Source organism: Pseudomonas sp. C27(2019), from assembly GCF_008807395.1.
GTDB lineage: Bacteria > Pseudomonadota > Gammaproteobacteria > Pseudomonadales > Pseudomonadaceae > Denitrificimonas.
In genome coordinates, this window is sequence record NZ_CP043320.1 from 1197349 (window position 1) to 1221905 (window position 24557).

At 47.6% G+C, this 24557-nt stretch carries 19 protein-coding genes; 15 read left to right on the forward strand and 4 right to left on the reverse strand.

Translation table 11 applies throughout. The annotated features are described in order from the left end of the window. The first annotated feature begins 152 nt into the window (after positions 1-152). The 12 genes from FXF61_RS05495 to FXF61_RS05550 all read left to right on the forward strand — a co-directional run bounded on the left by FXF61_RS05495 (position 153) and on the right by FXF61_RS05550 (position 15411). Positions 153-818, forward strand: a complete 666-nt coding sequence (locus tag FXF61_RS05495) for a thiopurine S-methyltransferase (protein ID WP_151184318.1) — start codon at positions 153-155, stop codon at positions 816-818. Between the two features lie 273 nt (positions 819-1091). Next, positions 1092-1301 (forward strand): PqqD family protein, encoded by a 210-nt coding sequence (locus tag FXF61_RS14870; protein WP_178087269.1) that lies wholly within the window; start codon positions 1092-1094, stop codon positions 1299-1301. 169 nt (positions 1302-1470) lie between these two features. After that, positions 1471-2892: a dihydrolipoyl dehydrogenase gene (locus FXF61_RS05505; protein ID WP_151184320.1), complete on the forward strand. Its 1422-nt coding sequence runs from the start codon at positions 1471-1473 to the stop codon at positions 2890-2892. Between the two features lie 107 nt (positions 2893-2999). Next, a complete protein-coding gene (gene sbcD / locus FXF61_RS05510; protein ID WP_151184321.1) occupies positions 3000-4220 on the forward strand; it encodes an exonuclease subunit SbcD in 1221 nt (406 codons plus the stop codon). Further along, positions 4217-7642, forward strand: a complete 3426-nt coding sequence (gene sbcC, locus FXF61_RS05515) for an exonuclease subunit SbcC (RefSeq protein WP_151184322.1) — start codon at positions 4217-4219, stop codon at positions 7640-7642. Before sbcD ends, sbcC begins: the two co-directional genes overlap by 4 nt. Before the next feature lie 222 nt (positions 7643-7864). Further along, on the forward strand, positions 7865-8374 hold the full coding sequence (locus FXF61_RS05520; RefSeq protein ID WP_151184323.1) for a sn-glycerol-3-phosphate transporter: 510 nt from the start codon (positions 7865-7867) through the stop codon (positions 8372-8374). Between the two features lie 530 nt (positions 8375-8904). Further along, positions 8905-9165, forward strand: coding sequence for a DUF4212 domain-containing protein (locus FXF61_RS05525; RefSeq protein WP_151184324.1), 261 nt, complete (start codon positions 8905-8907; stop codon positions 9163-9165). Positions 9166-9169: 4 nt separating this feature from the next. Further along, on the forward strand, positions 9170-10975 hold the full coding sequence (locus FXF61_RS05530) for a sodium:solute symporter family protein (RefSeq protein WP_151184325.1): 1806 nt from the start codon (positions 9170-9172) through the stop codon (positions 10973-10975). 99 nt (positions 10976-11074) lie between these two features. Next, the gene (locus tag FXF61_RS05535; RefSeq protein WP_151184326.1) at positions 11075-11590 is read left to right on the forward strand and encodes a hypothetical protein; all 516 of its coding nucleotides are present in this window, start codon (positions 11075-11077) and stop codon (positions 11588-11590) included. Between the two features lie 72 nt (positions 11591-11662). Continuing rightward, on the forward strand, positions 11663-13504 hold the full coding sequence (locus FXF61_RS05540) for a DUF294 nucleotidyltransferase-like domain-containing protein (protein WP_151184327.1): 1842 nt from the start codon (positions 11663-11665) through the stop codon (positions 13502-13504). A gap of 1356 nt (positions 13505-14860) precedes the next feature. Further along, positions 14861-15127 carry a CopG family ribbon-helix-helix protein gene (locus tag FXF61_RS05545; protein WP_151184328.1) on the forward strand — a complete coding sequence of 89 codons (267 nt, stop codon included), beginning with the start codon at positions 14861-14863 and terminating at the stop codon, positions 15125-15127. Continuing rightward, complete coding sequence (locus FXF61_RS05550; RefSeq protein ID WP_151184329.1) at positions 15121-15411, forward strand: type II toxin-antitoxin system RelE/ParE family toxin; 291 nt, start codon at positions 15121-15123, stop codon at positions 15409-15411. Before FXF61_RS05545 ends, FXF61_RS05550 begins: the two co-directional genes overlap by 7 nt. Before the next feature lie 1577 nt (positions 15412-16988). On the opposite strand, the gene FXF61_RS05555 is transcribed toward FXF61_RS05550, so the two are convergent. Continuing rightward, positions 16989-18185, reverse strand: coding sequence for an amino acid aminotransferase (locus FXF61_RS05555; protein ID WP_151184330.1), 1197 nt, complete (start codon positions 18183-18185; stop codon positions 16989-16991). Positions 18186-18354: 169 nt separating this feature from the next. On the opposite strand from FXF61_RS05555, the gene uvrB reads away from it, so the two are divergent. Then, the gene (uvrB, locus tag FXF61_RS05560) at positions 18355-20370 is read left to right on the forward strand and encodes an excinuclease ABC subunit UvrB (protein WP_151184331.1); all 2016 of its coding nucleotides are present in this window, start codon (positions 18355-18357) and stop codon (positions 20368-20370) included. Between the two features lie 128 nt (positions 20371-20498). After that, on the forward strand, positions 20499-21974 hold the full coding sequence (gene gltX / locus FXF61_RS05565) for a glutamate--tRNA ligase (protein ID WP_151184332.1): 1476 nt from the start codon (positions 20499-20501) through the stop codon (positions 21972-21974). A 63-nt stretch (positions 21975-22037) separates the two neighbouring features. Here the strand turns inward: gltX and sulA are convergent, their stop codons facing one another. The 3 genes from sulA to FXF61_RS05580 all read right to left on the reverse strand — a co-directional run bounded on the left by sulA (position 22038) and on the right by FXF61_RS05580 (position 24197). Continuing rightward, positions 22038-22541 (reverse strand): SOS-induced cell division inhibitor SulA, encoded by a 504-nt coding sequence (gene sulA / locus FXF61_RS05570; protein WP_151184333.1) that lies wholly within the window; start codon positions 22539-22541, stop codon positions 22038-22040. A 9-nt stretch (positions 22542-22550) separates the two neighbouring features. After that, a complete protein-coding gene (gene lexA / locus FXF61_RS05575) occupies positions 22551-23171 on the reverse strand; it encodes a transcriptional repressor LexA (protein ID WP_151184334.1) in 621 nt (206 codons plus the stop codon). A 147-nt stretch (positions 23172-23318) separates the two neighbouring features. After that, positions 23319-24197 (reverse strand): DUF6685 family protein, encoded by an 879-nt coding sequence (locus tag FXF61_RS05580; protein ID WP_151184335.1) that lies wholly within the window; start codon positions 24195-24197, stop codon positions 23319-23321. A 110-nt stretch (positions 24198-24307) separates the two neighbouring features. Between FXF61_RS05580 and FXF61_RS05585 the strand changes: the two genes are divergently transcribed. Continuing rightward, on the forward strand, positions 24308-24529 hold the full coding sequence (locus FXF61_RS05585) for a DUF2835 domain-containing protein (RefSeq protein WP_151184336.1): 222 nt from the start codon (positions 24308-24310) through the stop codon (positions 24527-24529). The last annotated feature ends 28 nt before the right edge of the window (positions 24530-24557 follow it).

Below are 24557 nucleotides of genomic sequence, written 5' to 3' on the forward strand. Positions count from 1 at the left end.
CTGCGCAGACGAATAACCCTAGGTACGGCATGCACCGCACTTAACCACGCTTCGCGCAAATATCTACTAGTCGAGTAACAGCTTTTGTTTGTATGCTCTGTAAAACTGCCAAGGCTATTTGGTGGAAGAACGAATTATAAAGGGTGCAGGTAATGGATGAAGGTTTTTGGCAAGCGCGCTGGGAACGTAATCAAATTGGTTTTCATCGCCAAGATGTTAACCCAGGCTTGATTAAACATTGGCCGACTTTGCAGGTAGCGCAAGGCAGCTGTGTGTTTGTACCCTTAAGTGGCAAAAGCTTAGACCTGTGCTGGCTGGCGGAGCAAGGCTACTCAGTATTAGCTGTAGAACTGATAGAGAAAGCAGTTGTTGATTTTTTTGCAGAGCATCAGCTTAAGCCAGACATCACACAGCATGGTCCATTTATACGCTATAGCAGCGGGGCCATTACTATTTTATGTGGTGATTTTTTTGCACTTACTGCAGAAGACCTAGCCAGTGTAGATGCCTTTTATGATCGGGCTGCTTTGGTCGCTTTGCCTGAAGACTTGCGCTGCCGTTACGCAGCACATCTAAGCCAGCATTTACCGAAAAACTGTACAGGGCTGCTACTGACATTGTATTACCCACAAGCAGAAATGAAGGGCCCTCCATTTTCCGTGCCACCAAAGCAAGTTGAGCAGTTTTTTGCAGATACTTTTACCCTCGAACGTATCGGCGAGCATGATGTGCTTGGTCAAGAGTGGCGCTATAAAGATGTGGGCGTGACGTATCTGTATGAGTATGCCTACTCAGTTAAACATCGCGGTTTATCCTAATGCTTGTGGGCATGTTCCGTTAAGGCGTTAAGGCGTTAAGCAGTTAGCGGCTGAACATGCTCCTAATGCAGCGGTCTTTGAACATCTGCGGCGTAGCCCTGTCTATTGGCTGAGGCGCTGAAAAAAACGCAGATACAAAATATAAACGATGTAAGTTTAATTGGCCATGCACCCGCGACCGCGAGCGCTGCAAATTCAACACTGTTTGATTTAACAACAGTTTGGCTTGCCGCTCGTGGTGTTAGGAATTATCCACTGGGTGATGAGTTATTTTTGATTCATGCGTCCAGTGGCGCTATCCATCGTCTGAATGCCTGCGGTAAGGTTGCTTGGCAATTGCTGCAGCAAGAACCCTTGTCGGGGTATGCCTTAAGTGATGTTATTGCAGCGTATTTCAACGTACCGCTTGCTGAGGTAACAACGGACATTGCTCGATTGCTGATGGCGCTGTCGCAGGCGGATTTGGTTATAAAGCAGCAGTAAGCTGACTACAGCATGCACATATATCCCGTTTCAAGCTCAGTGTCTTCTAGCAGCGCAGTCATTAGAATATTGCGTGCAAAATATATTATGCATATAAGTATTGTTTTGGCGGCCAAGCACTAGGCTTTATGTGCTAGCGTAAGGATGGTTTCAGCTATTGGAGATTAGGATGTCTAAGCAAATGAATGTTGATGTGGCGATTATCGGTGCAGGAACGGGCGGCATGTATGCCCTAAGAGAAGTTCGTCGTACCAAGCAAAGTTTTGTATTAATTGATAGTGGCCCGCTCGGCACCACCTGCGCACGGGTTGGTTGTATGCCGTCTAAAGTGGCACTGCACATTGCTGAGTACTGGAATTCACAGAAAGAGTTTGAGCGTTATGGCATCAGTGGTTCAGAACACTTACGTTTAGATAGCGCTGTCGCTTGGCAAGCGTTGCGCGATCAGCGTGATCAGTTTTCTGATGGTGCTGCAGGCAATGCTAAAAAAGCGGCTGGCGAGCATTTAATCATGGGCCGTGCGCGCTTTTTAGAGCCCACCTTGTTAGAAGTAGAAAGTGAGTCAAGCACGCAGCAGATTAACGCTAAATCAGTGATAATCGCTGCTGGTTCGCGCCCTGTTATGCCAGAATTCTTACAACCCTTTGCTGAGTATTGCATCACCACTGATGAGTTTTTTGAGATGCAAGAACTGCCTAAATCCATTGGCATTCTAGGTTTAGGCGCGATTGGTCTAGAAATGGGTTTGGCGCTGGCGCGTTTAGGCGTTGAAGTGCACGGCGCGGATATGGCGCAAACTGTTGGCGGCATCACCGACCCAGAAGTGAGCAATGTTGCTTTGGCAGAGTTTGGCAAAGAAATGCAGCTGTATTTAGGAGCGCCTGCTGAACTTGCTAAAGCAGAAAAAGGCGTACTACTTAAAGCGGGCGATAAAGAAGTGCTGGTGGATAAAGTGCTGGTGGCTTTGGGTCGTCGTCCGAATACCGATCAACTAAACTTAGCTGAAGCCGGCTTTGAACTTGATGAGCGCGGCCAGCCGCTGTTTAATCCAAACACCTTGCAAGTGGGTAAGCATCCAGTATTTATTGTCGGTGATATCAACGGTTACCGTCCGTTAATGCATGAGGCTGCTGATGAAGGCGCTATGGCTGGTTATAACGCGACACAAAGCACGCCCGTGGCCTTTAAGCGTAAAACATCATTGGCTATCGCTTTTACCAACCCTGATGTGATCAGTGTCGGTGCGCGTTTCGATGAACTCAATCAGGATGATGTTTTGATTGGCACAGCAACCAGTCAAGCCAATGGCCGTAGCCGCGTTATTACAGATCGCCAAGGCGTGTTGCGCCTGTATGCTGATAAGAGTAGCGGTACGTTATTAGGCGCCAGCATGGTGGGTGTGCGGGCTGAGCATGTGGCGCAGTTATTGGCTTTGGCCATTGAACGTAATGAAACGGCGCATAGCCTGTTGCAGTTGGCGTTTTACCACCCCGTTGTGGAAGAAATTATTCAGAGTGCGTTGCAAGATATCGCACGGCATATTCCAGATCCAGCCGGTTTGCCCTTTGGTTTGGTTTTAGCAGACGTATAATCGTCTACACTATGCCCGCTGTTTGTCGAGTCGATTTAAACGGCTCAGCAGACAGCGGGCTTTTTATAGGTTTTTATCGTCAATACATAGCAAAAGGACACAAGTGCATGCGCATTTTACACACCTCAGATTGGCATCTTGGTCAGCACTTTATGGGAAAAACCCGACAGGCTGAACACCGTGCTTGGTGTGATTGGCTGGTGCAAACGGTGCAGGCGCAGCAAGCAGATGCCTTGATTGTTGCCGGTGATATTTTCGATACCGGTACACCACCCAGTTATGCGCGTGAACAATACAATCGTTTTATAGTGCAAATGCAGGCCAGCGGATGTCAGTTGGTGATCCTTGCAGGCAACCATGACTCGGTGGCGATGCTCAATGAAAGCAAAGACTTACTGGCACAACTTAATACCCATGTGATCTCCAGTGTGGCAGATAACCTTGCTGAGCAGCTGCTGCTACTCAAACAACGCAACGGTGACGTGGGTGCGATTGTTTGTGCGATTCCCTATATTCGCCCGCGTGATGTGCAACGCAGCCAGGCGGGACAAAGTGCTGAAGACAAGCAAAGCGATTTGCAGCAAGCAATTGCAGAGCACTATGCGCAGCTGTTTGCTAAAGCTGAGGTATTACGTGACGAGTTAGGTGTTAGCGTGCCGATTATTGGTACCGGGCATTTAACCACTGTTGGCGTAAGCCTAACTGAGTCGGTGCGTGAGATTTATGTTGGCAGTTTGACTGCCTTTCCAACCGATGCCTTTCCGGCGTTTGACTATCTAGCCTTGGGGCATATCCATCGCCCGCAAAAAGTTGCAGGACTGGAGCATATCCGCTACAGCGGCTCACCGATTGCGTTGAGTTTTGATGAAGCTAAACAGCAAAAAGAATTACTGCAAGTTGATTTTGATAGTCATGGTTTGCAGGCTGTGGAAGTGATTGAGATCCCCTGTTTTCAACGTTTGATTTCCCTGTCGGGCAGCTTGGCAGAATTAGAAAAGCAGTTTGCTGAACTGGCAGGGCAGCTTGATCTCGATGCTGTGACGTGGCTGGAGATTCAAGTTGAGGTTGATGATTATTATGCGGATTTAGATGAGCGGGTCACTGCGCTCTGTGCCGAGCTGCCGGTAGAGGTATTACGGGTCCGTCGTTTGCGCGGTAACAAGGTGACAGGTTTAAGCGGTGATTCGGGTGAAGTGCTCGCTGAATTAACCCCTGATGAAGTCTTTGCTAAGCGCTTGCACAATGAAGAGCTGACAGAGGAACACGTCAAGGTGCTCAAAGGCTTGCATGCACAAGTGCTTGAATCACTGCAGGAGGCAGACGCATGAAGATTCTGAGTATCCGCCTAAAAAATATCAACGCGTTAAAAGGTGAGTGGAAGATTGACTTCACCCAAGAGCCGTTTAATGGCAGCAGCCTGTTTGCAATTACCGGACCCACTGGCGCAGGGAAAACCACCTTGCTCGATGCGATTTGCTTGGCGCTATACAGCCGTACACCGCGCATGAGCAGTATTTCAAAGACCAGTAACGAGCTGATGACGCGCCACACCAGTGATTGCTTGGTGGAAGTGGAGTTTGCCGTGAAGGAGCAAGGCTATCGTGCCTTTTGGAGTCAACGCCGCGCGCGTGACAAAGCTGATGGTGCTTTGCAGGACGCAAAAACTGAGCTGGCGCATTTAGATGGGCGCATTATCACCGACAAACTCAGCGAGAAGCCCAAAGAGGTTGAGCGCTTAACCGGTTTAGACTTTCATCGCTTTACCCAGTCGATGATGCTGGCGCAAGGAGGCTTTGCTGCGTTTCTAGAAGCCAATGCCAACGATCGCGCTGGCTTGCTAGAGCAGCTCACCGGAACTGAAATTTATGGTGATATTTCTAAGCACGTTCATGAAAGCCAAAAAGAACAGCGCCATGCATTAGAAAAACTCAGCAGCCGAGCCGAAGGTATGCAACTGCTCACTGCTGATGAGTTGAGTGACATGCAAGCGCAGCTCGCCACGTTGCAAGGGCAGGCGGGTGAACTGAAAACGCAGCATGAACGTGTCTATCAGCAACAGCAATGGCGCAGTAATTTGGATCAGGCGTATAGCGATAAACAACAAGCGCAGCTGCAGCTTGAGGCAGTGCAGGCACAACAGGTGGAGCATGCGGCTGATTTGCAACGCTTGGCTGAACACGCTCCGGCAGCCCTATTGCAAGCACAATACAAGAGCTTGCAAGCGGCAGAGCAGGCCGTACAGCACAGCCAGCAACGTTTGCAGGCAGCACAGGCGAGCGAGCGTCAGTCTATGCAGGTGGTTGAACGTTTATCTTGGCAGCAGTATCAGTATAGTCTGCAGTCTTTAGATGCAATCAGTACGCAGTTACAGAACGATACACAACAACTGCAAGCCCTGCAGTCACTGCGTGAGCAGACACCGCAGCATGCGTTACTGGCTGAACACATTGGTGCTTGGCGCAATCAGTTTGCTTCATTCAGTCAGCAGCAAGCAGCGATTGAAAGCGAGCAAGCCCAGCAAGTAACGCTTGGCGTTGAAATCAAGCGCGTTATAGCAGAGCTGAATCAGCAACAGGCGGCGTTAGAGCAGCAAAAGCAGGCGTTAAAGCCCTTGCTTGAGGCGCGGCAAAGGCAGCAGCAGGCACTTGATCAGGTGTTGGCACAGCGCAGCGCGGTTGATTGGCAAACACAGCTCAATGGTCTGCATGAGCACAGCACGCACTATCATGCCTTGCATCAGGCCTATAGCGCTGAAAGGGTTAAGCATGCTGCGCTTGCAGCGCATCGCCAACGTTGTGCTGCACTGCTAGGGCAGATGCAGGAGCAGGAAACGCTGCGTGATGCATTACGCGCGCAGTATAAAAACCTTAAGGAGCAAGCGGCGGATAAAGCCCAGCTGCTCAAGCAAGAGCAACGCATCACCAGTCTTGAGCAGTACCGTGCGCAATTGCAGGCTGACGAGGCGTGTCCGTTATGTGGCTCGTTAGATCACCCAGCGATTGCTGAGTATCAAGCCTTGGATATCTCGCAGACTGAGCACGCGCTAACAGCCAAACAAGCAGAGCTGGAGAGGGTGGCTGAGCAAGGCCAGACCTGTAAAGAGCATCTAGCCAAGCTCAGCAGTGAGCATGCCCTGGTGCTTAAGCAGTTGGCGGATGATGACAGCGAGCTGCACACGCTACAGGCAGAAAAAGCCAATGCCTTGGCTGTTTTGGAACTGGCAGATACGCTATCTGAAGATGACTTTAACGCGGCGATGGCAGCATTTAAGCAGACGTTAGCTGAGACTCAGCAGCGCTTAAATGCAATTAGCACAGCGCAACAGGCATTAAAAGACAGTGAGCAACAGTGCACTGTTGCTGAACAAACACTGCGTAATACCCAGCAGGTCGTCAGCACCTTAGAGCAAAAGCGTGAGAGTCAAGCGCAGCAGCAGGCAGAGTTAGGCAAGCGTATCAGCGCGCAGCACGCCCAAATCCAGCAGCAGCAACAGCAACTTAAGGAGCAGTTGGCAGGCATAGGTTACACCTTACCGGATCAGCCACAGCAGTGGCTGCTTGAGCGTCAGCAAGAGGCCAAGCAGTGGCAAGAGGGGGCACAGCAGCTGGTTGGCTTAGAACGCCGCATTGCTGACTTAACGCATCAATATACAAGCGCTGAGCAGCTGCATAAAACCGCGCACAGTCACTGGCAAGCCTTGGCCGTTGCCGAGGGTGAGCCCTGTCCTCGCGTCGCAGATCTGCCGCATACCTTGGCCGATATTCAGTACCAGTTACAGCACAGTGAAAACCAGCTGTCACAGCAACGCGGGCAGGTTCACAGTTTAACGGCGCATTTAAGTGAGGCGCAGGCTGCTTATGCAACCCAGCAAGCGCAGTGGCAAGCCTGTTTAAAACAGAGTTTCTTTGTTGATAGTGACGCATTTTTGCAAGCGCTACTGCCTGAGGAGCAGGTGCAAAGACTGCAAGCGCTTAAGCAGGATATGGACAGCGCTCGGCAAAATGCCAACACCTTGCTCGCTGCCGCTACACAACGCATTGCTCAGCTGACTGAGCAGGCGCTGACAACGTTAAGCAGTAGCGAGTTAGCTGTACAACGTACAGAGCTGGACGCGCAATTGAGCACGCTTAATCGCCAGTTAGGTGGTGTACAGCATAGCTTAGAGACAGATGCAAAGAACCGCGCAAGTCAGCAAGCCTTACTGAGCGAGATTGAGCAGCAAAGGGTTTTATACGATCAGTGGCAGCAACTTAATAGCTTGATTGGCTCGGCGGATGGCAGTAAATATCGTAAGTTTGTGCAGGGCTTGACCTTGGATTACTTGGTTAACCTCGCAAACCAGCAATTGGCCATTTTGCATAACCGCTATCAGCTCAGCCGTTGCGAGCAGGGTGAGCTGGACATACGCGTAGTCGATACCTGGCAAGCCGATACACAGCGTGATACTCGCACTTTGTCTGGTGGAGAAAGTTTTTTAGTCAGCTTGGCTTTGGCCTTGGCTTTGTCTGAGTTGGTCAGTCAAAAAACACGAATTGATTCGTTATTTTTAGATGAAGGTTTTGGCACCCTAGACAGTGAAACCTTAGAAATGGCGCTCAATGCATTGGATAATCTCAACGCCGAAGGCAAAACCATAGGTATAATCAGTCATGTTGAAGCGCTGAAAGAACGTATTCCGGTGCAAATTAAAGTGCGCAAAAGTGCTGGCATGGGTTATAGCACCTTGGATGACCGTTACCGAGTGAACTAATGGGTGCGCAGTGGTCCTTACAGGGTTACTGTGTGTACTCTGTGCAAGATAGACCTCAATACTCAAAGCGATGCGATGCTTCATTAAGCTGACCAAGGTGCTGACCTCTAGCGCCATATACCCCTATCTTTCCAGCGCTTATTGCCAATATCTGTGGTTAAGACCTTTATAATGAATTTGATATCTGCAACATCTTGCTTACTTCTTCTCAGCGCTGTTTCAATGCAGTCGATTGCTCAACCCGAACAAGGTGACGCAGCGAGCCCAGCCAGCTACCAACAAGACAGCAAAACACTCGCGTCTTATATCGTTGACTTTCTTAAGCCAGTGCCAGCGCAACCCTATTGGTATGTGCAGACCAGTGTCTATACTCGGCACTTTACGCCGCGCTCTGAGCATAATAACCACCAAGAACTGATTGGTTTGGAACGTCATACAGAGAACAGTTATCTGGCGGGCGCTGCAACTTTTTTGCACTCATACAACGAGCGCACCTATTACGGATATGTTGGCAAGCGTTTTGATTTTATTGGTACGCCGTTCTACGGCAAAGTCACTGCAGGCCTGCTCTATGGTTACAAAGGTGAGTACCGCGACAAAATTCCACTTAATCGCTTTGAGATTGCGCCGGCGATTGTGCCGTCTTTGGGTTTGAAAAACCGCCGTCTAGGCGTTGAGGTTGTCTTGCTGGGTGCGGCAGCAACCATGGTTAATATTGGTTTTGAATTGTAGATTTATTCGTCCTCTTATTTTTGCGTGCATAAACACATGCACGACTGTACTGGGTACCTGTGCTAAATGAAGCTGCCGGCAAATGTTCAGCACCGCTGAGCTGTATCTATACCTAAAACTCTGAGTTGAGCGGCACACAAAATGAGCACCTTCTGCTTTGTCGCGAGTCAAGTTTTTCAGTGCGCATTTATCGCAATGCTGGGCTTAGCTGAACCTTAGTACGGCCTATTGTTTGCTGGCTTAGTCGTGAAATGCTGCTCAGATGTTACGAATCGCGGTCACAATTAGAAATATTTATTCGCTTGAACTTTATTTTTATCAAGGATCGTTTTTATTTATTTCGGCTAAATGCTGTAAAATTAAGCTAAATTTCATTAAAATCATCAAAAACAAGCTATTTTCTGCGTAAAAAAGGCATCTACAAATAGCGAATAGACTAAAGTTGGGGGTTATCTTGGCGCCTAATAGCTTGTTAAATTTGTCTTGCCACGCTGCAATTTAATTCACAAAAAACAACAATGGTGAGCATTATGCAAGACGACAAAACAAATGCTGCTGCCTATTGGTCGGCTAACTTACGCTTAATCGCAGGCTCTATGTTTGTGTGGGCTCTAGTTTCATACGGCTTCGGCATTCTACTCAGACCTTTACTGTCCGGAATCTCGGTCGGTGGGACTGATTTAGGCTTCTGGTTCGCACAGCAAGGTTCCATCCTTACGTTTATCGCACTGATCTTTTTCTACTCGTGGAGAATGAACCAGCTCGATAAGAAATTTGGTTTAGAGGAGTAACAGCATGAGTCAATTTATGATCAATATGCTGTTTGTGGGGGGCTCCTTTATCCTCTACATCGGTATCGCCTACTGGGCGCGCGCGGGTTCAACAAAAGAGTTCTATGTTGCAGGTGGTGGTGTTCACCCAATTGCCAATGGTATGGCAACAGCCGCTGACTGGATGTCAGCTGCATCGTTCATCTCGATGGCGGGTATTATTGCGGCAACCGGTTACGCTAGTTCTGCCTACTTAATGGGTTGGACCGGTGGTTATGTAATTTTGGCGATGCTACTTGCGCCATACTTACGTAAATTCGGTAAGTTCACAGTACCTGACTTTATTGCTGAGCGATTCTACAGCCGTACAGCGCGTTTGCTGGCAGTAATTTGCTTGATTCTTGCTTCTGTTACCTATGTTATCGGTCAAATGACCGGTGCTGGTGTAGCCTTCTCGCGCTTCTTAGAGGTGAGCAGTGAAGCAGGTATCTGGATCGCTGCTGTGATCGTTTTCCTATACGCAGTATTTGGCGGCATGAAAGGTATTACTTACACGCAGGTTGCGCAGTATGTGGTGCTGATTATTGCTTACACCATTCCTGCGGTATTTATCTCACTGCAACTGACCAATAACCCACTTCCAATGTTTGGTATGTACAGCACGCACGTCGAGTCAGGTGTGCCACTGTTACAGAAACTGACTGAAGTATTGGTTGAGCTTGGTTTCCGTGACTATACTGCAGATGTGCCAAATCACTTGAACATGGTGCTGTTCACCTTGTCCTTGATGGTCGGTACTGCGGGTCTACCACACGTAATCATTCGCTTCTTCACTGTACCTAAAGTTGCTGATGCACGTTGGTCCGCGGGTTGGGCACTGGTGTTTATTGCACTGCTGTACCTAACTGCTCCAGCTGTAGCATCTATGGCGCGCTTGAACTTGCTGACCACCGTTTATCCGGACTCAGCAGTACAAGTGGTTGATAAAGCTGACTATGACCAAATCCTGACTGACTCACTTGACTATGAAGATCGTCCAGTGTGGATGAAAACTTGGGAGCAAACGGGTCTAATCACCTTTGAAGATAAGAACAACGACGGCCAGATTCAGTTCTACAATGATCAGAACGAGAAATTTGCTGCCGATGCTGAGTTACGTGGCTGGGCGGGTAATGAGCTGACGGTTAACAATGACATCATCGTATTGGCTAACCCTGAAATTGCTAACTTACCTGCTTGGGTGATTGGTCTGATTGCAGCCGGTGGTATTGCGGCGGCGTTATCAACAGCAGCAGGTTTGTTGCTGGCGATCTCTTCAGCGATCAGTCATGACTTGATTAAGAAAACCATCAATCCAAACATTTCAGAGAAAGGTGAAATGTTAGCTGCACGGATCTCCATGGCAGTCGCGATTCTAGGTGCAACTTGGTTAGGGCTTAATCCCCCAGGCTTTGCTGCGCAGGTTGTGGCACTGGCGTTCGGTATTGCTGGCGCGTCACTCTTCCCTGTACTAATGATGGGAATCTTCTCTAAGAAGATGAACGATAAAGGCGCGATTGCTGGCATGATTGCTGGTCTAGCTTGTACCTTGCTGTATATCTTCACCTACTTAGGTTGGTTCTTCATCTCTAGCACGGCGATGCTGCCTAACACACCAGAGCATTGGGTCATGGGTGTTTCGCCTCTGTCTTTCGGTGCGGTTGGTGCGGTGATTAACTTCGCAGTGGCTTACACTGTGTGTAGCTTCACAGCTGAAACACCACAACACATTCAAGACTTGGTTGAGAGTGTGCGTTCACCTAAAGGTGCCGGCGCTGCAGTTGATCATTAAAGATCAGGCAAAACCTCTGTAGTATTAACTGCAGAGGTTCGCGTCACGCAACGGGCTTCTTGATTGAGGCCCGTTTTTTTATAAGAAGAAGAGATACGTATGATTTGGCATTTAGTTGCAGTATTTAGTGCAGGGTTGGGCGCCGCAGGCATTGCTTTTTTGCTGCGTTCAATATCTAGACAAAGACTACCCAAGTGGATTATTCCTGCACTTGCAGGCATCGGTATGCTGGGTTATCAGATTTACTTTGAATACAGTTGGTTTGATCATCAAAGCTCGCGCCAGCCTGAAGGTGCAATAGTGACATCGAGTCAGAAAGGTGAAATGTTTTGGCGACCATGGACGTATATTTACCCCATGACAATCGCATTTACCGTGGTTGATACAAAAAATTTAAACGTGAAAAATATTGATGGCTTCACGCTAGTTGAATTTATTGAGTACCGTTTTGAGAAGAAATATATTGATGTGGTTACCCACCAAAATTATGTCCTCAATTGTAGCGAGGCACAGATGATCGCAGTATCGGATGAGCACAAGGCATTGTCTAAGCGTCCGTCAAATGTAGATCGAGACAGTGTGTTATTTAAGGCAGTCTGCTCTACGTCTAAATGAGCATAGCGTTTTCAGGACTTGAGCGGCAGGCTAGAGGTTACTTGATTTGACTTGGTAGTAGGGGTTGCATTTATGCGAGTTTCTTTCAACGTTGATCAAATACCTTTTAGCGTATTAACTGAGGCTGAAAAAACACTGTTACTGAGTCGTGTTCAGTATAAAGAATTTCAGCCTTTGCAAGCCCTGATTACCGCAGGTAAACCATCAGAAGGTGTGTTCGTTATTCACCAAGGCCGTGTTGCTGAGAGTGAGTCTGGATCGCATACCGATGAGCAATTGATGCAGCAGCAGTCTGCCTTTATGCATTATCAAACAGGCGAGTATTTTGGCAGTTGGTCGGTGTTTAATGGTGAAGCAATTCATAACTTTATCGCTGTGGAAACCACGATCTGCCACTTGATTCCTACAGAAACGCTACTTGAATTAATTGACAGCAATTCGCTGTTTGCCGATTATTTTCAGCGAAGCCTCACGGCTAAGCGCGAAATCATTGCCCAGCACACATCCAATTCTGATATGGCCGATTTTATGTTGGCGCGTGTTGTCGATATCTCGATTCGAGAGCCTTTAATTGTTGAGGAAGGTACTTCAATAGAGCAAGCAACAGGCTTGATGCGTGAGCATAAAGCTGACTGTTTGTTGGCAAAAAAAGGGAATCGTTATGGGATGGTGACAGGTACGGATTTGTTGGATGCGGCAATTATTCAGCACTTGCCATTCACAACCGATGTGTCACAAGTTGCCAGTTATCGCTTGATTAGTATTCATCCAGATGACTATTTGTTTAATGCGCTGATTATTATGACTCAGCAGCGTATTGAGCGTGTTGTAGTGATGGATGCCAAGCGTACACTTGTCGGTGTGGTTGAGCTGACTGATGTATTGAGCCATTTTTCTAGCAATTCGCATGTGATTGGCTTGCGGGTCGAGCGCGCACAGACCGTAGCTGAGTTGCGCGAGGCATCGTTGGGCTTAGCCGATTTGATTAAAGGATTGATTTCTACAGGGGTTAAAACCCGCTTTGTCATGGAGTTATTGTCAGCGCTTAACAGCCGCATTTTGAGTAAGTTGTTTGATTTGATTGTGCCGCGAGAAGTACACCCTCATGTGTGTTTTATTGTGATGGGGTCTGAGGGTCGTGGTGAGCAGATTATGAAAACTGACCAGGATAATGGTTTGATTTATCGCGATGGTTTAGATTGGCCGCAAATGCAAGAGGTGATGAATAAATTCACTGAGACATTGATTTCGTTTGGTTTTCCACCGTGTCCAGGCAACATTATGGTGTCGAATCCTGAGTGGGTGAATTCAACTAAACAATGGGCAGAGAAACTGACGCGTTGGAGCCAAAGCTTTGATGGTGAGGCGACTATGAATTTGGCGATTGCCAGTGATAGTAAGCCGGTGGCAGGTAATGCTGCCTTATTTAAAGTGGCGCGCAATAGCTTCTTTCGTCGCGTGCAGGATAATGAGATTTTCTTTGCCCATTTTGCTAAGGCATCGTTGCGTTTTGATACGCCTTTGACGTTTTTTGGGCGTTTGAAAGATAGTGTAGGATTGGATATTAAGAAGGCTGGTGTTTTTCCAATTGTGCATGGTGTGCGCAGTATAGCTTTGGAAAACAAGGTGTCGGATACCAATACGTTCAAACGCTTAGAGGTGCTGGTTGAGCGCGGTGTATTGCAGAAGGAATTGGCGGATAACTTGGCTGAGGCGTTGAGTTATTTTGTGCAGGTGCGTTTGCAGCAACAAATGGAGCGCTACAATCCTGATCCTGCGGAGTTTGATGAGACTCCGAATGAAATTAATATCAAACAACTGACTGCGCTTGAGCGGCAGTTGTTGCGTGATGCGCTGTCGGTGGTGAAAGATTTCAAAAAGTACCTGATCCAGCGCTATCATTTAGTGTATTAACGCCTAATGCGCAGTGTATTTGGACTTTTGTGCCTAGAGTGACTGACACTGTGTTGTTGGCTGAATTTGTGTAGGTTTCTTTTGAGTGCAGAAATTATTTGTGCATGTTGCAGCGTGCAGGTGTTGTTCTTCCCTTAGCACGCCATCCTGGCGTGATTCGGACGCTGCGTTATCCCTGGCTTCGCTTGCCACGTCACCCCCACAGTATTCGTTGATCATTGCTGTGGTTTTCGATTTTGTAGCATGACTCTTTTGAAGCAAGATCAATGAGCATGATCTGTGCATGTTGCAGCGTGCAAGTGTTGTTCTTCCCTTAACACGCCATCCTGGCGTGATGCGGGCGCTACGCCATCCCTGGCTTCGCTTGCCACAACACCCGCACACTGCTGTTGATCATTGATGTTGTTTTCAAGTGTGTAGCATGGCTCTTTTAAAGCAGTTTGCTTTGTTGATATACAGTATTTCTGGTTATTTTTAATATTGTGAGTACCGAAAGTAAAACAACAATCCACACAGTTAACTTAAAAATTTGCAGAAACAGGTGAGTCCTATATCAATCGTGCTAACAACGCCTTTGATCAACGAGTGCTTCGGGGTTGGTGTGACAAGCGTGCCAAGGATGGCACGCGCCGGAGTTGAGCCCCGGATGGGCTCATCGACGGATAAACACCAATTCCGAAGCACGCTATGCCACGCAATGATAAGTAAAGCAGCAATGAAAATCAGCAAGCAAAATTAACGCATGCCGCAGCGTGCAAGTGTTGTTCTTCCCTTAACACGCCTTCCTGGCGTGATGCGGGCGCTACGCCATCCCTGGCTTCGCTTGCCACAATACCCGCACACTGCTGTTGATCATTGATGTTGTTTTCAAGTGTGTAGCATGGCTCTTTTAAAGCAGAGTGTCGTGCTGATACAGAGTGTGTCTGGCCATTTTTAGTATTGTGAATGGCGAAAGTGAAACAACAATCCACACAGTCAACTAGAGGGCTTCAGAAACAGACGAGCCCTATATCAATCATGCTAATAACGCCTTTGATCAACGAGTGCTTCGGGGTTGGTGTGACAAGCGAGCCATGGATGGTGAGCGCCGGAGTTGAACCCAGGATGGGTTCATCGACGGATAAACACCAATTCCGAAGTACGATATGCCACGCATGAGTTGTTAAAAACTAACGGATAAACACCTACCCCGAAGTACGGTATGCCACGCAATGACCAGCGCACCTCAAATAAAAAACTTTCTGGAACAATTGGTGCAGCTATCAACTTGCCTCACACAGGTTTTATAAATCACGCTAGCTCAGAGCTCATACATGTACTAAGATGTATTACAAGTAAATATTAGAGGACATTTCAATGAGTATTACAAGCATTCGGCTAGCAGATGGCATTGATAAGCCACTTGAATCGCTAGCTAACAAGCTAGATCGAAGCAAAAATTATTTGATCAATCAAGCAATTAAAGAGTTTATAGCTAGGCAGTCACTAGAGGAGTCTAGGTGGGCGGATACACTAGAGGCTCTAGAGTCGATTAAATCAGGTAATACTATTGCCGAGGCGGATGTTAATGCTTGGTTAAATAGCTGGGGTACAGGTGAGCGCAAAGATCCACCGAAATGCTAGAGGTTGAGTATTCCCCGGAATCGCTTAAAGATCTTCATCGGGTTGTCGAGTTTGTAGAAGTTAAAAATCCTTATGCAGCTCGAAGAATCGCAATTGATCTTCAAGAAGGGGTTTCTAGGTTAAAGCAATTTCCTGAAATTGGTTTGCCGGTTATAAATGCGCCCGATCCTGAAAGAATTCGAGATTTATATGTTGGTGCTTACACCGTTCGATATCTAATTACCGCCGGTGCTATTTACATTTTGAGAGTCTGGCACAGCAGAGAAGATGAGAAAAACGCATAATTGCGTAGTCGTGAGTTTCTAGTCATCAGTTCCACAACACCCGCACACTGCTATTGATCATTGCTGTGGTTTTCGATTCTGTAGCATGGCGCTTTTGAAGCAAGAGTATTGATTATTGGTGTGGTTTGCTAATCTTCTAAAAACTCGCATTCAAACTCAATGTATTCAGAAACGGACGAGCCCTATATCAATCTTAATAACAACACCGCTGATCAGCGAGTGCTTCGGGGTTGGTGTGACAAGCGTGCCAAGGATGGCACGCGCCGGAGTTGAACCCTGGATGGGTTCATCGACGGATAAACACCAATTCCGAAGCACGGTATGCCACGCAATGATAAGTAAAGCAGCAATGAAAATCAGCAAGCAAAATTAACGCATGCCGCAGCGTGCAAGTGTTGTTCTTCCCTTAACACGCCTTCCTGGCGTGATGCGGGCGCTGCGCCATCCCTGGCTTCGCTTGCCACAACACCCGCACACTGCTATTGATCATTGATGTTGTTATCAAGTGTGTAGTATGGCTCTTTTAAAATAGAGTGTCGTGCTGATACAGAGTGTGTCTGGCCATTTTTAGTATTGTGAATGGTGACAGTGAAACAACAATTCACACAGTTAACTTAAAAACTTGCAGAAAAGACGAGCCCTATATCAATCATGCTAACAACACCTTTGATCAACGAGTGCTTCGGGGTTGGTGTGACAAGCGTGCCAAGGATGGCACGCGCCGGAGTTGAGCCCCGGATGGGCTCATCGACGGATAAACACCAATTCCGAAGCACGGTATGCCACGCAATGATAAGTAAAGCAGCAATGAAAATCAGCAAGCAAAATTAACGCATGCCGCAGCGTGCAAGTGTTGTTCTTCCCTTAACACGCCTTCCTGGCGTGATGCGGGCGCTACGCCATCCCTGGCTTCGCTCGCCACAACACCCGCACACTGCTATTGATCATTGATGTTGTTTTCGATTTTGTAGCATGGCTCTTTTAAAGCAGAGTGTTGTGCTGATACAGAGTGTGCCTGGCCATTTTCAGTATTGTGAATGGGAAAGTGAAACAGCAATTCACACAGTTAACTTAAAAATTTGCAGAAACAGACGAGCCCTATGTAAATCATGCTAACAACGCCTTTGATCAACGAGTGCTTCGGGGTTGGTGTGACAAGCGTGCCAAGGATGGCACGCGCCGGAGTTGAGCCCCGGATGGGCTCATCGACGGATAAACACCAATTCCGAAGTACGCTATGCCACACAACTTCAACAAGAAAACAGTTAAAAGCATCAAGTAGTATCTACACGCGCTGGAATTGAAAACTGGCGGGCACATCGACGGATAAACACCAATTCCGAAGTACGCTATGCCACACAACCTCAACAAGAAAGCAGTTAAAAGCATCAAGTAGTATCTGCACGCGCTGGAATTGAACACTGGCGGGCTCATCGACGGATAAAAACCAACCCTGAAGTACGCTATTCCACACAACTTCAACAAGATTATCCAACATATAAAAAAGCCAGAATCATTAACAGACTCTGGCTTTTAAAGGGGCTCAATGCGCTTAACGCAGATAAAGTAAAAAAATCTTACAACACCTGCACAATAGCGTCAGTTACCGCATCGATATTATTCAAGTTTAATGCTGCAACACAGATACGCCCTGTGCCAACCGCATAAATGCCAAACTCATCACGTAAACGATCCACTTGCTCTGTAGTTAGGCCGGTGTAAGAGAACATACCGCGTTGTGCAGCAACAAAGCTGAAGTCTTTTTTTGCACCCTTGGCAGCCAATTGCTCAACCATCAGCTTGCGCATTAATAAAATACGCTCGCGCATTTCTTTGAGTTCTTTCTGCCATAAATCATTGAGCTCAGGCGTATTGAGCACCAAACCAACAACACTTGCACCGTGTGTCGGCGGGTTGGAATAGTTGACACGAATCACGCGCTTGAGTTGCGAGAGTACACGTCCGGCTTGCTCTTTAGACTCTGTAACAATAGACAACGCACCGACGCGCTCACCGTACAGTGAGAACGACTTAGAGAACGAACTAGAAACCAAAAATTGCATGCCAGATTCGGCAAATAAGCGTACAGCTGCAGCATCTTCATAAATGCCTTCAGCAAAGCCTTGGTAGGCGATATCTAAAAACGGTATATGCCCACACTCCTTAAGTACTTCAACCACCTGACGCCACTGCTTGGCTGTTAGGTCAACTCCTGTAGGGTTATGGCAGCAGGCATGCAAGACAATGATTGATTGGCGAGGCATCTGACGCAAATCAGCTAACATCCCATCAATATCAACACCGTCTAAGCTGGCATCGTAGTAGCTGTAGGTTTGCACCGGAAAGCCTGCGCCTTCAAATAATGCACGGTGGTTTTCCCAGCTTGGATTGCTGATGGCGACAACGGCATCAGGCAATAAACGCTTGAGGTAATCAGCACCAATTTTTAGCGCACCAGTGCCACCAATGGCTTGACTGGTAATAATGCGGCCTGACTGAACAATTTCAGACTCAGCACCAAATAATAATTTTTGTACGGCGCTGTCGTATGTACCTAGACCTTCTATTGGCAAGTAGCCACGTGGTGCATGGGCATCAACACGGGTTTTTTCGGCTAACTCAACAGCTTTTAAAAGAGGGATACGTCCAGCTTCATTGAAATAAACACCAACACCGAGGTTGACTTTATTGGGGCGTGGGTCGGCGTTAAAAGCTTCGTTCAAACCCAAGATAGGGTCGCGTGGCGCCATTTCTACGGCAGAGAACAGGCTCATGTTTAGAGAACTCGATTGTTGTGGAATGAAGGTGTTAGCTTAACAGACACTGCGTCGAGACGCAGCGCGATTCGACAGGTATTATAGCGAGCTATGTATGTTTTTTTCGCAATAACACAGCTTTTTTACTTCATACGCAGCTGTATTGCGCCTGATATTAGAGGTTTGCATGTCGAGCTTTGAGCTTGTCACACAGTTTCAGCCCGCCGGTGATCAGCCAGAAGCCATTGCTAAGTTGGTAGAAGGTATTGAGTCAGGCCTGTCCCATCAAACCCTGCATGGGGTTACAGGTTCAGGGAAAACCTTCAGCATTGCTAATGTGATTCAACAGGTGCAACGTCCTGCAATTGTTCTAGCGCCCAATAAAACCTTGGCGGCACAACTGTATGGCGAGTTTAAAGAGTTTTTCCCGCACAATGCTGTGGAATATTTTGTTTCCTATTACGACTACTACCAACCTGAAGCCTATGTAGCAGCGTCGGATACCTTTATTGAAAAAGACGCATCGATTAATGATCACATTGAGCAGATGCGTTTGTCTGCCACCAAGGCCTTACTTGAGCGCCCCGACGTTATTATTGTCGCCACGGTGTCTTGTATTTATGGTTTGGGCAGTCCCGATAGCTATTTAAAAATGGTGGTGCATTTGGATCGTGGTGATCGGATTGATCAACGCACCTTATTAGCACGTTTGGCTGATCTGCAATACACGCGTAACGAGGTGGATTTTTCCCGTGCCACGTTCCGCGTGCGTGGTGATGTGATTGATGTGTATCCCGCTGAGTCTGATTTTGAAGCAATTCGGGTTGAGTTATTTGATGATGAAGTGGAAAGCATCAGCGCTTTTGATCCTCTAACCGGTAAGGTTATTGGTAAGCTGCCGCGTTTTACTTTTTATCCGAAATCGCACTATGTTACCCCACGTGAAACCCTGCTGGAAGCAGTGGAAAACATTAAAGTCGAGCTGGCTGAGCGCTTAGAATATTTACGCAGCAATGATCAACTGGTGGAAGCGCAGCGTTTAGAGCAGCGTACGCGTTTTGATCTAGAAATGATTTTAGAGCTGGGTTACTGCAACGGCATTGAAAACTACTCACGCTATTTATCCGGTGGTAAACCGGGTGCGCCGCCGCCCACCTTATATAATTACTTGCCCGATAATGCTTTGCTGATTATCGATGAGTCACACGTGTCTGTGCCACAAATTGGTGCGATGTATAAAGGTGACCGTTCACGCAAAGAAAACCTGGTTAATTATGGTTTTCGCTTGCCGTCCGCGTTAGATAACCGCCCCATGCGTTTTGATGAGTGGGAAGCGGTGAGTCCACAGACGATTTTTGTATCAGCCACACCCGGCAATTACGAGGCCGAGCATGCAGGGCAGGTGGTTGAACAGGTGGTGCGTCCAACAGGTTTGATTGACCCAGAAATAGAAGTGCGTCCTGCTCTTACTCAAGTCGATGATTTACTTTCGCAAATCAGTGCGCGCATTGCCGCGGATGAGCGTGTTTTGGTAACGACCTTGACCAAGCGTATGTCAGAGGATCTGACTGAATATTTAACCGATCACGATGTACGCGCGCGCTACTTGCACTCAGATATTGATACCGTTGAACGTGTCGAAATTATTCGCGATCTGCGCATGGGCGTGTTTGATGTGCTGGTGGGGATCAACTTGCTGCGTGAAGGTTTAGATATGCCAGAAGTTGCGCTGGTAGCCATTCTTGACGCGGATAAAGAAGGCTTCTTGCGGTCCGAGCGTTCACTGATTCAAACCATTGGTCGTGCTGCGCGCAACCTCAATGGTAAGGCTATTTTGTACGCTGATCGCATGACCGGCTCAATGGAGCGAGCGATTAGCGAAACCAATCGCCGCCGTGAAAAACAAATTTCCTTTAATATCGAGCACAACATCACCCCGATTGGCGTGAAGAAAAGTGTTAAAGACATTATGGAAGGTGCGGTGGTGCCTGGCGCGCGCAGCAATAAACGCAAAGCACAAGCGCGCGCAGCAGAGCAAGCGGCTGAATATGATCAGCAGCTGCGCACGCCCAAGGATATTGGCAAACAGATTAAGTTGCTGGAAGAAAAGATGTACCAGTTGGCACGTGACCTTGAGTTTGAACAGGCTGCACACATGCGTGATGAGGTGCAGCGCTTACGTTTGCGCCTGCTGGATATGTAGAGTGGTGTTTTGCATTGATTTTTAATCGCTGCACAGTGACGTGCAGCTGAGTCGAACTGGAGCGAACAGCTTAGAATTTGCTAAGATGGGCGCTTAAATATCTATTTTTAAGTGTTGAGTAATCCTATATGACCCCTGTACGTACCCGTATTGCACCTTCACCAACTGGCGATCCGCATGTTGGCACGGCTTATATCGCGCTGTTTAATATGTGTTTCGCTCGTCAGCACGGTGGTCAGTTTATTCTGCGTATTGAAGACACCGATCAGGTGCGTTCTAGCAAAGAGTCTGAGCAACAAATTTTTGATGCATTGCGCTGGTTAGGTATTGAGTGGGATGAAGGTCCAGATGTTGGCGGTCCGCATGGCCCTTACCGACAAAGTGAACGTGCTACTATTTATAAAGAGCACGCTAATTTGCTGGTTGAAAAGGGTCACGCTTTCCCGTGCTTTTGTAGCACTGAGCGCCTCAATAAAGTCCGTGCTCAACAAATGGCAGACAAACAGACGCCTGCCTACGACGGCCTGTGTTCGCACCTTGATCCAGCGCAGGCACAACAGCGCGTTGCCGCTGGTGAGTCGCACGTGATTCGCATGAAAATACCCACCGAAGGTGTCTGCGTGGTCAATGACATGCTGCGCGGTACAGTTGAAATTGGTTGGGATCGCATGGATATGCAAGTGCTGATGAAAGCTGATGGCTTGCCAACCTACTTTTTAGCGAACGTGGTTGATGACCATTTGATGGGCATTACCCACGTATTACGCGGAGAAGAGTGGCTGCCGTCTGCACCCAAGCTGATTAAGCTGTATGAGTACTTTGGTTGGCAGCAACCGGTTTTATGCTATATGCCGCTGCTGCGTAACCCAGATAAAAGCAAGTTGTCTAAGCGTAAAAACCCAACCTCAATTAACTTTTATGAGCGCATGGGTTATTTGCCGCAAGCGATGCTCAACTATTTGGGGCGTATGGGCTGGTCGATGCCGGATGAGCGCGAGAAGTTCTCTCTGGCTGAAATGATTGAACATTTTGATATCAATCGAGTGTCCTTGGGCGGGCCCATTTTCGACGTAGAAAAACTATCCTGGCTTAATGGTCAGTGGCTGCGTGAGCTGAGCGTCGAGCAGTTTGCCGATGCAGCGCGGCAGTGGGCATTTAACACCGACTATGTGATGCAAATCGCCCCGCATGTGCAAGGTCGAGTTGAAACCCTGAGTGAGATTGCACCCTTGGCTGGGTTTTTCTTCTCTGGCGCTGTACCGCTGACACCCGAGTTGTTTGCCCATAAAAAGCTCAGCAACGATCAAGTGCGGCAAGTGCTGCAGTTGGTGCTGTGGACACTGGAAGGCTTACGTCAATGGGATAAAGAGGGTATTACCGCCAGCATCAATAGCACAGGCGAGTTACTGGAGCTCAAGTTGCGCGATATTATGCCATTGATGTTTGCTGCGATTACTGGTCAAGCTAGTTCTGTTTCCGTATTGGATGCAATGGCAATTTTAGGTCCAGATTTAACCCGTTACCGCTTACGTCAAGCACTGGATCTGCTTGGCGGCGCTTCTAAAAAAGAAGCCAAAGCTTGGGAGAAATTACTAACACAATAGTAAAAGCAGTTATAAAAAAGCCGCGTTGACTTAACGTTAGCGCGGCAAGCGATCTGTAGGGGATCAGATCGTGGAGGGTTGACGTATGTTCAGTATTTGCGTGACGCCTGATCGTGCAGCTGCAATTAAGCGTGTGCGAGCAGGGCGCGGCAACGGATTAAACCAGCTGATAACAGTATGGCTACAGCCTAAGCGCAATGCTTCACAGGCCAGCTCTTGACTGCTCTGCAAGCCTCTTGGTCGCAGAACCAAGATGCGTTCGCGGTTAAGGCCTGCATCGCGTAACCACTGCGCAGTAATATGTTCAGGCGGTGATACCAAGGTTAGCCAGCGATCATTTTCACCTTCACTGAGTTCTCTTAGTATCGGTGCAATCAGCTGTAAGCATTGCTGTGAATGGCCAGATAACGTTATTTCACTGAATACACTGTCTTCAGGCTCGTTAGTGCTCTTTGTAGAGTGCTGTGTTGTATCAAATACGGGCGCTAATGCGTCACCGTTGTGATTGAATAACGGCTCAAACAGTGAAATTTGCTGATGATGATCTAGTGGTATAGAACGAGACATGCGACCTCTCTAGCGGCGGATAACGCCGACACTTAAACCTTCGATAACCAAGTTTTGTGTTTTTAAATCAACTTTAATTGGCTCAAAATCAGGGTTTTCAGGTAAGAGCCAAACTGTGCTGCCTTCGCGCTGGTAGCGTTTGACCGTGACATCGTCATCAATGCGCGCCACTACAACTTGGCCGTTGCGGACATCTTGGGTCATGTGTACGGCCAGTAAATCACCATCCAGAATACCAATGTCTTTCATGCTCATGCCGCGTACTTGTAGCAAGTAATCTGCACGGGGCTTAAATAATTCAGGGCTGATTAAGCAGGTGTTTTCAATGTGTTCTTGGGCCAAGATCGGCTCACCAGCGGCAACACGACCAATAACGGGCAGCTCATTGTCGTTTATTGGCTGTTCGGCTGTGTCTAATTGCTCGACGATCTTTAAACCACGTGAGGCGCCAGGAATCATTTCGATCGCGCCTTTGCGCGCCAAGGCTTTTAGGTGATCTTCAGCTGCATTGGGTGACTTAAAGCCCAGTTCTTTTGCAATTTCAGCGCGAGTCGGTGGGTAGCCGTTGTCTTCTATCCAAGACTTAAGAAAATTTAAAATCTCTGACTGACGTTTCGTTAGCTTAGCCATAATGACACTCTGTTGTTTTATACAGTGACTGGTATTATATACAGCCTTTTTTTATATGCAATACTTCTTATACAGTATCAGTGCGATAACGCAGTAGCTGTAGTTTAAAAGGATCGTGATCAGCGGATATGTTTTAGGGTGGAGGGCTCAGCGCTTGGTCTGTTGCAAAAGAATTTCGCCGGCATCGTAAGCACCAGCAAGACGTAAGCCTGTGCCTAGATTATTTGATAATTGCTTGCGCTTTGGCAGCAATAAAACCTCTGTTGGGGCAGGGCCCTTAGTTAGGGTTAAGCGCGCATAAGGACTGCCGGAGTCGAGCAGAATAGCCATAAACGAACGATCGCTCCATGCTTGATCTGGCATGATTAGCATGTGGTAGTTTTTATGCAGTGTCTGCAATACGTCTGTGTTTACTGAATAGCAACTTATATAAGTGCGTTTAGGCAGCTCTAAGCCGCGCCGACGCGCATAAACAACAGCGCAAGCAAATGCGTAACTGTGCTTTTCTTCAGCCCAAAACAAATGCTCACCAAGCCAGCTGGCTTGCACTAAATTAATGGGTTGATCACTGAGAAAGTGCGGGATGGCTTGGGTGATGGTTTTCTCAAAATCGCGGTAGCTGATAATACGAATATGTCGACAGTGCGCGCTGGCGGCAAGCTCTTCAAGTGTTTTAAACGTTTCGATTTCAGGCAATGGCTGAGAGATGCCGTAGATGTCACGTAAGTCGATAATACGCTCAGTATCGATGACTTTAGTAACAAGTTTTGCCAGCAGGGCATGGGCATCTTCTTTATCGGCTTGTACTGGGCCAGAAAGGGTACTACGCGGCAGCTCAAATAAATGCTGAAACTGTAGGTTATTTTTCCAGCCGATGCTTAGGGTGGGCGTAGCAAAATCGACAAAGGGTAGCTTTACACGCTGCGCGATGTGCTCTGGCGAAAATAATGCTGAGCCGCTCTCTGATCCTTTAAATAGAGTACTGATGCGTGATAGCAGCGAGCCTGAGTAAGTAGGTCGATTCATAATCCCAAAAGCACCTTGAGAACAGTGTGAGCAGCTAATAACAGTGCTGTAGTGCATGCTACACTGGCACTGCTATTTTAAAATAGCGAATTTAATTTGTAGAGTTTAGCATGCTCAGTTTATTTTTTGATATATCAATACCTGCACAAGACTACTTGCGAGTCTATCAGGGCACCGCAAATCGTGTATTAATTCGCAGCAGAGATGGCCGAACAATCAGCTTGCCTGCGCGGCATTTACAACCATTTCTGCGTCATGATGGTATATATGGCAGTTTCATTATGGAGTTTAATGCGCAGGGGCAATTATTAGACCTGCGTCGGCTAGGTTAACCCGCTATAATCAATGTTTATATTTCAC

Coding starts and splice junctions, on each gene's coding strand:
- FXF61_RS05495 (WP_151184318.1), top strand. CDS start 153: ATGGATGAAGGTTTTTGGCAAGCGCGCTGGGAACGTAATCAAATTGGT.
- FXF61_RS05505 (WP_151184320.1), top strand. CDS start 1,471: ATGTCTAAGCAAATGAATGTTGATGTGGCGATTATCGGTGCAGGAACG.
- sbcD (WP_151184321.1), top strand. CDS start 3,000: ATGCGCATTTTACACACCTCAGATTGGCATCTTGGTCAGCACTTTATG.
- sbcC (WP_151184322.1), top strand. CDS start 4,217: ATGAAGATTCTGAGTATCCGCCTAAAAAATATCAACGCGTTAAAAGGT.
- FXF61_RS05520 (WP_151184323.1), top strand. CDS start 7,865: ATGCAGTCGATTGCTCAACCCGAACAAGGTGACGCAGCGAGCCCAGCC.
- FXF61_RS05525 (WP_151184324.1), top strand. CDS start 8,905: ATGCAAGACGACAAAACAAATGCTGCTGCCTATTGGTCGGCTAACTTA.
- FXF61_RS05530 (WP_151184325.1), top strand. CDS start 9,170: ATGAGTCAATTTATGATCAATATGCTGTTTGTGGGGGGCTCCTTTATC.
- FXF61_RS05535 (WP_151184326.1), top strand. CDS start 11,075: ATGATTTGGCATTTAGTTGCAGTATTTAGTGCAGGGTTGGGCGCCGCA.
- FXF61_RS05540 (WP_151184327.1), top strand. CDS start 11,663: ATGCGAGTTTCTTTCAACGTTGATCAAATACCTTTTAGCGTATTAACT.
- FXF61_RS05545 (WP_151184328.1), top strand. CDS start 14,861: ATGAGTATTACAAGCATTCGGCTAGCAGATGGCATTGATAAGCCACTT.
- FXF61_RS05550 (WP_151184329.1), top strand. CDS start 15,121: ATGCTAGAGGTTGAGTATTCCCCGGAATCGCTTAAAGATCTTCATCGG.
- FXF61_RS05555 (WP_151184330.1), bottom strand. CDS start 18,185: ATGAGCCTGTTCTCTGCCGTAGAAATGGCGCCACGCGACCCTATCTTG.
- uvrB (WP_151184331.1), top strand. CDS start 18,355: ATGTCGAGCTTTGAGCTTGTCACACAGTTTCAGCCCGCCGGTGATCAG.
- gltX (WP_151184332.1), top strand. CDS start 20,499: ATGACCCCTGTACGTACCCGTATTGCACCTTCACCAACTGGCGATCCG.
- sulA (WP_151184333.1), bottom strand. CDS start 22,541: ATGTCTCGTTCTATACCACTAGATCATCATCAGCAAATTTCACTGTTT.
- lexA (WP_151184334.1), bottom strand. CDS start 23,171: ATGGCTAAGCTAACGAAACGTCAGTCAGAGATTTTAAATTTTCTTAAG.
- FXF61_RS05580 (WP_151184335.1), bottom strand. CDS start 24,197: ATGAATCGACCTACTTACTCAGGCTCGCTGCTATCACGCATCAGTACT.
- FXF61_RS05585 (WP_151184336.1), top strand. CDS start 24,308: ATGCTCAGTTTATTTTTTGATATATCAATACCTGCACAAGACTACTTG.